13 protein-coding genes are annotated in these 11819 nt (G+C 68.8%); 10 read left to right on the forward strand and 3 right to left on the reverse strand.

Annotated features, from left to right (window positions below; genetic code table 11):
• Positions 1–21: 21 nt before the first annotated feature.
• Genes uraD through QM841_RS30890 form a run of 6 tightly spaced genes read left to right on the forward strand, consistent with a single transcriptional unit; the run spans position 22 to position 6667 of the window.
• Positions 22–534: a 2-oxo-4-hydroxy-4-carboxy-5-ureidoimidazoline decarboxylase gene (gene uraD / locus QM841_RS30865; RefSeq protein WP_283334911.1), complete on the forward strand. Its 513-nt coding sequence runs from the start codon at positions 22–24 to the stop codon at positions 532–534.
• A complete protein-coding gene (gene uraH / locus QM841_RS30870) occupies positions 534–863 on the forward strand; it encodes a hydroxyisourate hydrolase (protein ID WP_280779050.1) in 330 nt (109 codons plus the stop codon). The genes uraD and uraH overlap by 1 nt, the downstream gene beginning before the upstream one ends.
• A 3-nt stretch (positions 864–866) precedes the next feature.
• Positions 867–1778 (forward strand): factor-independent urate hydroxylase, encoded by a 912-nt coding sequence (gene pucL / locus QM841_RS30875; RefSeq protein WP_037242142.1) that lies wholly within the window; start codon positions 867–869, stop codon positions 1776–1778.
• The gene (locus QM841_RS30880) at positions 1778–3145 is read left to right on the forward strand and encodes an 8-oxoguanine deaminase (RefSeq protein WP_283334967.1); all 1368 of its coding nucleotides are present in this window, start codon (positions 1778–1780) and stop codon (positions 3143–3145) included. The genes pucL and QM841_RS30880 overlap by 1 nt, the downstream gene beginning before the upstream one ends.
• A gap of 4 nt (positions 3146–3149) precedes the next feature.
• Positions 3150–3959: an FAD binding domain-containing protein gene (locus tag QM841_RS30885; RefSeq protein WP_283334912.1), complete on the forward strand. Its 810-nt coding sequence runs from the start codon at positions 3150–3152 to the stop codon at positions 3957–3959.
• Positions 3956–6667 (forward strand): molybdopterin-dependent oxidoreductase, encoded by a 2712-nt coding sequence (locus QM841_RS30890; protein WP_283334913.1) that lies wholly within the window; start codon positions 3956–3958, stop codon positions 6665–6667. The genes QM841_RS30885 and QM841_RS30890 overlap by 4 nt, the downstream gene beginning before the upstream one ends.
• Positions 6668–6699: 32 nt before the next feature.
• Here QM841_RS30890 and QM841_RS30895 read toward each other — a convergent pair whose 3' ends face one another.
• Positions 6700–7164, reverse strand: coding sequence for an NUDIX hydrolase (locus QM841_RS30895; protein ID WP_283334914.1), 465 nt, complete (start codon positions 7162–7164; stop codon positions 6700–6702).
• Positions 7165–7173: 9 nt separating this feature from the next.
• Entirely contained in the window at positions 7174–8478 is a 1305-nt protein-coding gene (locus QM841_RS30900; RefSeq protein WP_283334915.1) for an NAD(P)/FAD-dependent oxidoreductase, read from the reverse strand.
• 154 nt (positions 8479–8632) lie between these two features.
• Between QM841_RS30900 and QM841_RS30905 the strand changes: the two genes are divergently transcribed.
• Positions 8633–9532: a LysR family transcriptional regulator gene (locus QM841_RS30905; protein WP_009477562.1), complete on the forward strand. Its 900-nt coding sequence runs from the start codon at positions 8633–8635 to the stop codon at positions 9530–9532.
• Here QM841_RS30905 and QM841_RS30910 read toward each other — a convergent pair.
• Positions 9529–10473: an alpha/beta fold hydrolase gene (locus tag QM841_RS30910; RefSeq protein WP_280779057.1), complete on the reverse strand. Its 945-nt coding sequence runs from the start codon at positions 10471–10473 to the stop codon at positions 9529–9531. The genes QM841_RS30905 and QM841_RS30910 overlap by 4 nt on opposite strands.
• A 25-nt stretch (positions 10474–10498) precedes the next feature.
• On the opposite strand from QM841_RS30910, the gene QM841_RS30915 reads away from it, so the two are divergent.
• The 3 genes from QM841_RS30915 (at position 10499) to QM841_RS30925 (ending at position 11813) form a co-directional block, all read left to right on the forward strand.
• Positions 10499–10663: a 1-aminocyclopropane-1-carboxylate oxidase gene (locus tag QM841_RS30915; RefSeq protein ID WP_283334916.1), complete on the forward strand. Its 165-nt coding sequence runs from the start codon at positions 10499–10501 to the stop codon at positions 10661–10663.
• A 35-nt stretch (positions 10664–10698) separates the two neighbouring features.
• Positions 10699–11280, forward strand: coding sequence for a nucleotidyltransferase family protein (locus QM841_RS30920; RefSeq protein ID WP_283334917.1), 582 nt, complete (start codon positions 10699–10701; stop codon positions 11278–11280).
• A 104-nt stretch (positions 11281–11384) separates the two neighbouring features.
• Positions 11385–11813, forward strand: a complete 429-nt coding sequence (locus tag QM841_RS30925) for an ester cyclase (RefSeq protein ID WP_280779060.1) — start codon at positions 11385–11387, stop codon at positions 11811–11813.
• Positions 11814–11819: the final 6 nt, after the last annotated feature.

Genomic DNA, 11819 nt, shown 5'->3' on the forward strand with positions numbered 1-11819 from the left:
GCGCACGAGCGAGGAGCCCTCATGACCGAACCGCCCGGCCTGATCGCGTTCAACGCACTGAGCGACGCGCGGGCCGCCGATCTGCTCGTGCAGTGCTGCTCGTCGACGGTGTGGGCGCAGCGGATGGCCGCCGGCCGCCCGTTCCCGTCCGCCGACTCGCTGTACACCGCCGCCGACAACGTTCTCTACGACCTGACGGAGTCCGAGATCGACGCGGCTCTGGCCGGCCACCCGAGGATCGGGGACCGGGCCGACAACCCGTCGTCTGCTCGCGAACAGTCGGCGGTCGCGTCCGCCGACGACGACGTCCGCGCGCGCCTGCGGACCGGTAACGAGGAGTACGAGCAGAAGTTCGGGCACGTCTACCTGGTATGCGCGTCCGGCCGGTCGGCGCAGGAACTACTGGACGTGCTGCGCGACCGCCTCGGCAACGACAGGGCCACGGAGCGCAAGATCCTGCGGACCGAGCTGGCCGCCATCAACCGGATACGCCTCGAACGCCTTCTCGGCGAGATCGGAGACACGGCACCCTGATGTCCAAGATCCTCAGCACCCACGTGCTCGACGCCACCGACGGCACACCCGCGGCCGGGATGTTCGTTCACCTGCTGTCACCTGAACGCGACGTCATCGCGAGCGCGTCGACCGATGCGGACGGCCGCATCGCCGAGATCGCGCCCGAGGGTCTGATCGCGGCCACCTATTCGCTGGTCTTCGAGACCGGCGAGTACTTCGCCGCCCGCGGCCAGGAGACGTTCTACCCGGAGGTGTGCGTCTCGTTCGTCCTCGACGACCCGCAGCGCGGTTACCACGTCCCGTTGCTGTTGTCCCCCTTCGCCTATTCCACCTACCGCGGGAGCTGAAGAATGACCGACCTCACCGGCGCTATCGTCCTGGGCGACAACCAGTACGGCAAAGCCGAGAACCGCATCGTGCGGATCTACCGCGACACCCCCCGGCACGAGATCCGGGACGTGAGCGTGTCGACCTGCCTACGAGGCGACTTCTCGGCGGCGCATCTCGCCGGCGACCAGAGTTCGGTGCTGCCCACCGACACCCAGAAGCAGACGGCGTACTCCTACGCGAAGGAGAAGGGACTCGACTCCATCGAGGAGTACGGGCTGACGCTGGCACGGCACTTCGTGGACGACGTGGCCCCGGTCGAGGGCGCCCGCATCGAGATCGAGGAATACGCCTGGCAGCGCGCGGTGGTCGACGGAGCGGAGCACGACCACACCTGGGTGCGCAAGGGTGAGGAGGTGCGCACCGCGGCGATCACCGTCGACGCCGACGGCACGTGGGTGGTCGGCGGGCTGAAGGATCTGGTGATCCTCAAGTCCACTGGCAGCGAGTTCTTCGGATTCCTGAAGGACGAGTACACGATCCTCGAGGAGACCCACGATCGGGTGATGGCGACTTCGCTTGTCGTGCAATGGCGGTTCGTCACCACCGACGTGGACTGGAACGGTGTCTACGCCGGCATCAAGGAGCAGATCGTCGCGACGTTCGCAACCGTCCACTCGCTCGCCCTCCAGCAGACGCTGTACGAGATCGGCAAGGCGATCCTCGAGCGCTACCCCGTGCTCGCGGAGGTGCGCCTGTCCGCGCCCAACAAGCATCACTTCGCCCACGACCTCGCCCGCTTCGGTGTGGAGAACGACAACGAGGTCTTCCACGCCGCCGACCGCCCCTACGGCCTGATCCAGGCGACGGTGCAGCGGTCCGATGCCCCGGACGCCGGGCCCGCATGGTCGGCGTACGCGGGCTGGCTCAGCTGATGAATGCCGGCTCGGGCACCGTCGTCGTCTCCGGCGCGTACGTCGCCACTGTCGACGCGGCGGGCACGGAGTACCCGGACGGATATGTCGTCGTGCGGGGCAATCGCATCGTCGACATCGGTGCCGGTCCGGCGCCCGTGATCGACGGTGCGCGGGTGGTCGACGGACGGGGTTGCCTGCTCACCCCCGGGCTGGTGAACACCCACCATCACCTGTACCAGTGGATCACCCGTGGGCTCGCCGCCGACGACACCCTGTTCGGCTGGCTGACCACCCTCTACCCGATCTGGGCGGGCATCGACGCCGACGCCGTCCGGACCGCGGCCACCGGCGGTCTCGCCTGGTTGGCGAAGCACGGCTGCACGACCACGACGGACCACCACTACGTCGTGCCACGCGACGGCGGCGACGTGTTCGGCGCCGAGATCGAGGCCGCGCAGATCGTCGGGCTCCGCTTCCACCCCAGCCGAGGGTCGATGGACCTCGGCCACAGCCAGGGCGGACTGCCACCGGATTCGGTGGTGGAGCGTCTCGAGGACGTCCTGAAGGGCACCCAGGACGTCATCGACCGCTGGCACGACCCGGCTCCCGACTCGATGCTGAGAATCGCGGTGGCCCCCTGCTCGCCGTTCTCCGTCACCGCCGACCTCCTGACCGAGGCCGCGGCCCTCGCCCGTTCGGCAGGCGTGCGGCTGCATACCCATCTCGCGGAAACCCTTGACGAGCAGGACTTCTGCCACGAGCGGTTCGGCTGCACCCCGGTGCAGTACATGGAGCAACTCGGCTGGGTGGGTCCCGACGTCTGGTACGCGCATGCCGTCCACCTGGACGACGTCGCGATCGCCGCGATGGCAGGCACCGGAACCGGGGCAGCCCACTGCCCCACGTCCAATGCGCGCCTCGGCGCCGGGATCGCCCGCGCCAAGGACCTCCACGCGGCGGGGGTTCCTCTGGGGCTCGGCGTCGACGGCGCCGCCAGCAACGAGGCGTGCAACATGCTCGAGGAGGCCCGGCACGCCGTGCTGTTCGCGCGGGCCCGCGGCGGCCCGGGCGAGATGACGGTGCGCACCGCCCTCGAACTCGCCACGCGCGGCGGGGCCCGGGTACTCGGCAGGGAGGACGAACTCGGCACTCTCGAGCCCGGCAAACTGGCCGACCTCGCATTGTGGCGGGTCGACACCCTCGCACATTCCGGCATCACCGATCCGGTGGCGGCGCTCGTACTCGGAGTCACACCGCCGCTGGAGTTGCTTCTGGTGAACGGGCGAGCCGTCGTCGAGCGTGGGAGAGTGATCACCGTGAACGAGGAGAACGTCGCCGCGGAGGTCGAGCAGGCCCACCGGGCCCTGGTGCGTAAGGCGGGGTGAGTCGATGGATCTGTCGTTCGTGACGGAACTCTCGGCCCCGCGCAGCCGTGACGACCTACCCGCCCCGGAACCCGGAACGGCATTCCTGGCGGGCGGCACCTGGCTGTATTCGGAACCGCAGCCGACGGTCACCCGGCTGGTGGACCTGACCACCCTCGACTGGCCTGCGATCACCGTCCACGACGACGGACTCGAGCTCGCCGCGACGTGCACCATCGAGAACCTTTGCAATGCAACGTTTCCCGCGGAGTGGACGGCGGCGAGCCTGTTCCGGCCGTGCGCCGAGTCCCTGGTCGCGTCGTGGAAGATCTGGCACACCGCGACCGTCGGCGGCAACCTGGCGCTGGCGCTCCCGGCCGGGGCGATGATCACCCTGTGTTGCACCCTCGACGCCGAACTCCTGATCTGGACCGCCGACGGGGGTGAACGCCGGGTTCCGGTCGACCGATTCGTCACCGATGCCGGTCACACGGTGCTCGGAGCCGGTGACCTGATCCGCAGCATCCACCTCCCCGCCGCCGCGTTGCGGGGCCGCACGTCGCTGCGCAAGATCGCGTACTCGCCGCTCGGACGGTCCGGCGCCCTGCTGGCCGGACGGGTCGACGTGGACGGTTTCGCGTTGACCGTCACCGCGTCGACCGTCCGCCCGTTCGTCCTCCGCTTCCCCACCGTTCCCGGTCCCGACGTGTTGAGCGAGTCTCTGTCGGAACGGATCTCCCCCGACGACTACCTGACCGACGCGCACGGCGCCGCAGACTGGCGTCGGCACGTCACGGGAGTCCTCGCCGAGGAGATCAGGAGGGAGCTGGAATGAAGTTGACGGTCGACGGACAGTCGGTGGATGCAGACCCACGGCCTGGTCAGTGCCTGCGCACCTTCCTGCGGGAGCAGCAGCGGTTCGCGGTCAAGAAGGGCTGCGACGCCGGCGATTGCGGCGCCTGTTCCGTACTGCTCGACGGCGCCCCGGTGCACTCGTGTGTGGTGCCGGCGCACCGCGCCGAGAACCGCGAGGTGACGACCGCGGCCGGTCTCGGCAGTCCCGATCGACTCCACCCCGTGCAGCAGCGGTTCGTCGACGCGGCCGGCTTCCAGTGCGGGTTCTGCACCCCCGGGATGGTGGTGACCGCGTCCGCGCTGGACTCCGGCCAACGCGCCGACCTGCCGCGCTCACTGAAGGGGAATCTGTGCCGCTGCACCGGCTATCGCGCCATTCGCGACGCCGTCGGCGGCGTGTGCACCACCGAATCGGACAGTGCCGGTGAGTCGTTCGGCCGCTCCATTCCCGCGCCCGCCGCCGCCCGGGTGGTGTGCGGCGCCGAGCCCTTCACACTGGATCTGGCCGTCGAGGGCCTGACGCACATCCAGATCCTCGGCAGCCCGCATGCGCACGCCCGCATCACCCGACTCGACACGTCCGCCGCGGAGAGGCTGCCCGGCGTCCACGCGGTGCTCACCCACCGCGACAGTCCCGACGTCGCCTTCTCCACGGCCCGCCACGAGTTCCGCACCGACGACCCCGACGACACCTACGTGTTCGACACCATCCTCCGGTTCCGGGGGCAACGGGTCGCGGCCGTCGTCGCCGACTCCGTCGACATCGCCCGGCGCGCAGTGGAATTGATCGACGTGGAGTACGAAGTATTGGAACCGGTCTTCGATCCCGACCTGGCACGCCGCCCCGGCGCCCCCGTGCTGCACGGCGACAAGGGCGCCGATGCCCGGATCGCGGACCCGGCCCGGAACCTGGTGGCCGAGGTCCACGGCGAAGTCGGCGACCTCGCCGCCGGGCTCGCGGCGGCGCGGGACACGGGCGCCGTGGTGGAGGGCACGTGGCAGACGCAACGCGTGCAGCACGCGCATCTCGAAACCCACTCGGCCATCGGCTGGCTCGACTCCGACGGGCGGCTCACCCTCCGCAGCAGCACCCAGGTGCCCTTCCTCGTCCGCGACGAACTCGCCCACCTGTTCTCGCTCGACCGCTCACAGGTCCGGGTGTTCACCGCCCGCATCGGGGGCGGCTTCGGCGCCAAACAGGAAATGCTGGTCGAGGATCTCGTCGCCCTCGCCGTTCTGCGCACCGGCAGACCGGTGCAGTACGAGTTCACCCGCTCCGACCAGTTCACTATCGCCCCGTGCCGGCATCCCATGCGCGTGTCGGTGAAGGTCGGGGCCGACGGCGACGGAAAGCTGACGGCGCTCGCCGTCGACGTGCTCTCGGACGCCGGTGCGTACGGCAATCATTCGGTGGGCGTGATGTTCCACGGCTGCAGCGAATCCGTTGCGCTGTATCGATCGCCGAACAAGCGGGTGGACGCCCAGGCCGTCTACACCAACAACCTGCCGTCCGGGGCGTTCCGCGGCTACGGTCTGGGCCAGGTCATCTTCGCAGTGGAGTCCGCGCTCGATCAGCTGGCGACGCAGCTGGGCGTCGATCCGTTCGAACTGCGCCGCCGCAACGTGGTCGTCCCGGGTGACGACTTCGTCGATGCCGAGGTGGAGCGCGGCGACCTCACGTACGGCAGTTACGGACTCGACCAATGCCTCGACCTGGCGGAGGCCGCACTGCGCCGCGGCAACGACGTGCCCCCGCCGGACGGCCCGCAGTGGCGGGTCGGTGAGGGCATGGCGGCGTCGATGATCGCGACCATTCCGCCGCGAGGGCACTTCGCGGACGTGTCCTGCACCCTCGTCGAGGGCGGCCGGTACGAACTTCGGGTGGGCACCGCGGAGTTCGGCAACGGCACCACCACCGTCCACGCCCAGCTCGCCGCGTCCGCGTTGGGCACCACCGCCGACCGGATCACCGTGCTGCAATCCGACACCGACGTCGCCGGGCACGACACCGGCGCGTTCGGTTCGGCGGGCACGGTGGTCGCCGGGAAGGCGGTGCATCTTGCGGGAACCCGGTTGCGGGAACAGCTGTTCGAGGTCGCTCGCCGCGTGGCGGGTGCCGCCGAGGACGCCGACTGCGCGCTGACACCCGACGCGGTCGAGGTCGCCGGGCGGGTCGTCGAACTCGACAAGCTGGTGCCCGAGGGACCGATCCGCGCCGAGGGCAGGCACGACGGCACCCCCCGTTCGGTGGTGTTCAACGTGCACGCGTTCCGGGTGGCGGTCGACACCGTCACCGGGGAGGTCCGGATCCTGCAGTCCATCCAGGCGGCGGATGCCGGCACGGTCCTCAACCCGCAGCAGTGCCGCGGGCAAGTCGAGGGCGGTGTCGCGCAGGCGATCGGCAGCGCACTGTACGAGGAGATCCTGCTCGACGGCGCCGGGACCGTGCTCAACCCGCAACTCCGGAATTATCACCTTCCGCAGCTCGTGGACGTGCCGGACACCGAGGTCTACTTCGCGGACACCTACGACGAACTGGGCCCGCACGGCGCCAAGTCGATGAGCGAGTCACCGTACAACCCGGTCGCCCCCGCCCTGGCCAACGCGATCGCGGACGCCACCGGCGCCCGGCTTCGGCGGATCCCGATGACCCCCGCCGCCGTCTGGCGTGCGCTCCCGCGCCCGTGAGTACTTGTTAACGTCCCGCGGTTAATAAGTACTCACGGGCGGCGAAGCCGCAATGCTCTTACTAGCGGACGCTGCCCCTTGACCAGTTTCGTCTCGGCGACGCTCGCCGGGAACCAGCGGGCGTCGTCGACCTCGGGGAACTGTTGACGCTTCCCCGACCGCGGCGGCCACTCCAGTTCGAACGTGTTGCTCTTCACGAACGTGACGTCCTCGCTCACCTCGGCCGCGTAGACGGTGATCAGCTTGCGTGAGGGCTGCCGGAATTCGCCGAGCAGCTCGTACTCGACGGCCGGCGGCGGCGCGCCGATCTCTTCCTCGAACTCACGCAGCGCGGCCTTGTAGGGGTCCTCGCCCTCGACGTACTCACCCTTGGGGATCGACCACGCGGCCTCGTCCTTACGCGCCCAGAACGGGCCACCCATGTGCACGATCCACAACTGGAGCACCCCCGCATCGTCGGTGCGATACAGGAGCACTCCAGCGCTGGTGACGGTCATGGACCCAGGTTAGGCTGCGGCATCCTCTCGCTGGTCGCGCAGCTCGGCAGGTTCGATTTCCTGGGCGTAGTGGAAGTGCGGGCGGCGGTGTCCGAGGAACGAACCGCACCACGACATCACCGCGACGTACCGGTTGCGGAATCCGACCAGGTAGACGAGGTGCACGGCGAGCCACAGGAACCAGGCGAGCACACCGGTCAGCTCGATCTTGCCGACGCGGGTGATCGCACGGAACCGGTTGATGATCGCCATGCTGCCCTTGTCGCGGTACGTGAACGGCGTTCCGAGGGCGCGTTTCCCGGTGATGATGGCCGCGACGTGCCGTCCACCCTGCATCGCGAACGGCGACTGTGCGGGCAGATTGTTCAGCGACGCCATGTCGCCGATCGCGTAGATGTCGTCGTAGCGACCCACCGTGAGGTCCTCGTCGACCAGGAGACGGCCGCCGCGGCCGGTCTCGCAGCCGGTTCGGTCCGCGAGCACCGCTGCGAAGTCGTTGGCCTGGATGCCTGCCGACCAGATGATGGTGTCCGCCGTGAGGCGCTTCTCGAAGCCGGTGCTCGGCGACGACAGGGTGGCGCCGTGTTCGTCGATGTCGGTCACCATCGTGCCCAGCACCACCTCGACTCCGGCCCGTTCGAGCGAATCCTGGGTGTACTTGCTGAGCTTGCCGCCGAACACGGGCAGCGTCTCCCCCGCACCCTCGACGAGGGTGACGGTGACGTCTTCGGACGTGATGTCGCGGAGCGACTTCTCGAAGTAGCGGCCCGCCAGTTCCTTGATCTGACCTGCCAGTTCGACACCGGTCGGACCGGCACCGATCACGATGAAGTGCAGCAGGTCGCGGCGACGCTCCGGGTCCGAGGTGGTGTGCGCCTCCTCGAAGCAGCGGACGATCTGGCGGCGCAGCCGGTCGGCGTCGGCGACGGTCTTGAGCGCGTACGTGACCTCGGCGAACTCGTCGTGGCCGAAGTAGGCCTGCCGGGCGCCGGTCGCGGCGATCAGGCTGTCGTAACCGATCGTGTGGCTCACCCCGCCGGCCTCGTAGACGACCTGCTTCTTGTCCGGGTCGACGTCGACGACGCGGCCGAGCCGGACGTCACCGCTGGGGTACTTCGCGAGGATCGCGCGGATGGACGGGGCGATCTCGCCGGGCGAGATGACACCGGTGGCCACCTGGTACAGAAGGGGCTGGAACAGATGCTCGGTGGTCTCGGAAATCAGCACGAAAGGCGTGCCTGCCTTGCCGAGCTTCTTCGCCGCCGCGAGGGCGCCGAACCCCGATCCCACGATGACGACCTGTGTGCGATCCACCGAAAACCTCCTACTGCTTCTGGCGTCTACTTAGCGCCGCGTATGAGCTCCACATTAGGGATCGACCATTGTTAATCGCCAGTAAGCTGGGGAAATCGAAATTGTGTTATCTCGATTGCTCATAAGTCTTCACGGAAGGACGTAACCTCAGGTCATGGAGTTCCGACAGCTTCGCTACTTCCTCGCGGTCGGCGAGGAGGGCAGTTTCTCGCGCGCGGCGCAACGCTGCTTCATCTCCCAGTCCGCGATCAGCCACCAGATCGCGAAGCTCGAACACGAGTTGGGCACCACCCTCCTGGAGCGGTCGACGCGCGCCACGCGGCTGACCGCGGCCGGCGAACGGCTGATGCCCATCGCGGCCGAGATGATGGGCCTCGAGGCCCGCGCGCTGTCGGTGGGACTCGATCCCCGCAATCGGCTCCGCATCAGTGCGAGCATGAGCTTCGCGACACAGAGCCTCGAGGCGATATCGGCTGTCCGCGAGGACTTCCCACAGCTCGACATCGAATTCGTCATCAAGGACTTCACCGACCGGATGACCGCCGTCGCGTCGGGGGACGCCGATCTCGCACTCATCCGCGGCGGCGTCGACCGGCCGGGGCTCGAAACCGTGGAATTCGGGCTCGAAGACCTGGTGATCGTCACGTCGAGCAAACACCCGCTGGCGGGGGTCTCGACCGTCGACCTGAGCGAACTGGCACCGTACCCCCTGCTGCTACCGCCACGCAGCAGTCAGATCCTGATCCACACCGTGGTCGAGGACGCGTTCCGGCAGGTCGGGCAGCGGGTCATGCTCGGACCGTCGATCCCCAGCGACCACACCGCGACCCTCGACGTACTGACGACGCCGCGGTCGTGGACGGTGCTGTACGCGGACACCGCCGATGCGACTCCCCGCCGCGGGCTGAGCTTCCTGCGCGAGGCGCACGACCGACTGCGCATCCCGGTGTGCGGGGTCGTCCGGAGCGGAACGGCGACGAGACCCGAACTCACCCACCTGTTCCGCGCGCTCGCACAGTCGATCGCCGGGTCCCGCGGATCGGCCGAAACCTAGGCGTCGATCAGTCCGTGACGGTCAACCCACGTGAGCACGTGGTCGAGCATCGTGTCGGGAACCTCGAGCTGCGGGGTGTGCCCCACGTTTCCGAGAATCACGCTGTCCCACCGCGGGTTTGCCGTTGCCACCTTGCGGGCCGCCGCGACCGGGACCAGTCGGTCGCGGTCGCCGTGGAGCAGGAGAACGGGTTGTGCGATCGACCGCATGGTGTCGAGGTATCGGCGCGGGCGAGCCAGGACCCGCATGAGGGACCGGCTGGCCTGGAGGAACGCCGCATCCTCGGACGGCAGCCCGCGCCGGTATCCCGCGAGAGCCGCTGCGGCGTCGAGGGAATCTTCCGACGCCCGGCTCGGCTCGGCGAAGCACAGGTCGATCATCCGCTGGACCAACTGCCGGTCCGTCAACTTCCTGCTCGAGTACTGCAGGAACCGCTCCCCCACGAACGGCGTGAAGTACATCGCGAACTGCGCGGCGATCCGCGGGTCCGGGATCCGTTGCGCAACAGGCAGTGCGGGATCGACGAGAACCAGCGCCGAGACCATCTCGGGGTGCGCCGCCGTCTCGAACAGCGAGATCATGCCGCCCATCGAGTTGCCCATCAGGATCACGGGACCGCCGACGACGTCACGGAGGAAGCGATGCAGCACCTTCGCATTGGCGCCCACCCCCGTCCGGCGGCGCCCGGACGGACTGAGCCCGAAGCCGGGGAGATCCACCGTCAGCACCCGGGTGCGCTCCGCGAGGACCGGTGCGATCCGGACCCAGTTGAGATGCGAGCCACCGAGTCCGTGAACCATCACCACGGGAGGAGATCCGGTGTCGGCACCGTATTCGACCCAGTGGACGGGACCGTCGAGGTCGACGACGCTGCCGGAGCCGCCCCACTGCTGCGCGAACTCCTGCCGGGAAGGTTCGCCGACTCTGTTCGGATCCACCATGTGTCCGTCCGTTCCGACTGTTGGCGTGTCGAGGCCACCGGCCAGTCTACGGTGCAGTTCGCGACGTGGGAGCGAAGCATGGATCGACCGCGACGTCGTCATCGCCGGGCCGGCGGGCAAGTACCCCGGCATCACCGCCGAGGACTACCTCTACCAGCGCGTCGACGCGAACTTCGCCGAGGAAAAGTAAGTTGAACCCATGCAGCGCGGACCGGTGAGACCACGATGACGATCGGGGGCGTGCTGCTCGCCGCCGGGGCCGGTTCGCGCATGGGCATGCCCAAGGCACTCGTCGTCGGCGCGGACGGAGAACCGTGGCTCGCGCGCGGAGTGCGAGTGCTGTCGGAGGCGGGATGTGAGCCCACCGTCGTGGTGCTCGGTGCCCGCGCCGAGGAGGCCGAGGACCTACTGCCGGGCGGTGTCCCCGTCACCGTCGGGATCGCGGAGGACTGGCAGTCGGGGCTGTCCGCGTCCCTGCGCCGGGGGCTGGAGGTCGCGGCAACGTTCGACGACGTCGATGCCGTCGTCATCACCCTCGTCGACCTCCCCGACCTCGGCGCCGACGCAATCCGGCGGGTGGCGTCGGTGCCGCCCGGCGACGCCCGAGCGTCGCTGCGTCAGGCTCACTACGCCGGCCGTCCGGGCCACCCCGTGCTGATCGGCCGGGACCACTGGCTCCCGTTGCGGCGCAGCCTCACCGGCGACTCCGGTGCACGCACGTACCTCGGGGCACACGGCGCCGAGACGGTCGACTGCTCCGACCTGGGGTCGGGACGCGACGTCGATTCACCGCGCGAACTCCCCTAGCCCTCTGGACGAACGGGACGCTCGTTCGATCTGACGCAACGAGCGTCCCGTTGGCCCGGCGGAGGTGGGTATACGCCGCGACGTGATCGGCAGACAATGGAGTCATGTCACTGGAAACGAACAAGGAATTGATCCGGCGTTTCTACACCGAGATCGACGCAGGCAACATCGACGCACTGGACGAACTCGTCGACGAGAATTACCTCGACCATTCACCGCCGCCGTTTCCCGGCCTCGAAGCACCGGGGCGCGAGGGACTGAAACAGGTGTTCCGGTTGTTCTGGGAGGCCACACCGGGGACGCACCTGATCGAGGATCAGGTGGCCGAGGGCGACAAGGTCGTCACCCGGCTGCTGTGCGCCGGAACGCAGACGGGTGATCTGCCCGGAATTCCCGCGACGGGGAACCGCATGGAAATGACCGCCACCGTCATCCACCGCATCGAAAACGGGCGGATTGCGGAGAAGTGGTCGGACAAGGACGTCCTCGCCATGCTCCAGCAGTTGGGGGTGATCCCTGCCGCGGGGCGGTGACCGTCG

The organism is Rhodococcus sp. IEGM 1307, assembly GCF_030056915.1.
Taxonomy (GTDB): Bacteria; Actinomycetota; Actinomycetes; order Mycobacteriales; family Mycobacteriaceae; genus Rhodococcus_F; species Rhodococcus_F opacus_D.

Coding starts and splice junctions, on each gene's coding strand:
- uraD (WP_283334911.1), top strand. CDS start 22: ATGACCGAACCGCCCGGCCTGATCGCGTTCAACGCACTGAGCGACGCG.
- uraH (WP_280779050.1), top strand. CDS start 534: ATGTCCAAGATCCTCAGCACCCACGTGCTCGACGCCACCGACGGCACA.
- pucL (WP_037242142.1), top strand. CDS start 867: ATGACCGACCTCACCGGCGCTATCGTCCTGGGCGACAACCAGTACGGC.
- QM841_RS30880 (WP_283334967.1), top strand. CDS start 1,778: ATGAATGCCGGCTCGGGCACCGTCGTCGTCTCCGGCGCGTACGTCGCC.
- QM841_RS30885 (WP_283334912.1), top strand. CDS start 3,150: ATGGATCTGTCGTTCGTGACGGAACTCTCGGCCCCGCGCAGCCGTGAC.
- QM841_RS30890 (WP_283334913.1), top strand. CDS start 3,956: ATGAAGTTGACGGTCGACGGACAGTCGGTGGATGCAGACCCACGGCCT.
- QM841_RS30895 (WP_283334914.1), bottom strand. CDS start 7,164: ATGACCGTCACCAGCGCTGGAGTGCTCCTGTATCGCACCGACGATGCG.
- QM841_RS30905 (WP_009477562.1), top strand. CDS start 8,633: ATGGAGTTCCGACAGCTTCGCTACTTCCTCGCGGTCGGCGAGGAGGGC.
- QM841_RS30910 (WP_280779057.1), bottom strand. CDS start 10,473: ATGGTGGATCCGAACAGAGTCGGCGAACCTTCCCGGCAGGAGTTCGCG.
- QM841_RS30920 (WP_283334917.1), top strand. CDS start 10,699: ATGACGATCGGGGGCGTGCTGCTCGCCGCCGGGGCCGGTTCGCGCATG.
- QM841_RS30925 (WP_280779060.1), top strand. CDS start 11,385: ATGTCACTGGAAACGAACAAGGAATTGATCCGGCGTTTCTACACCGAG.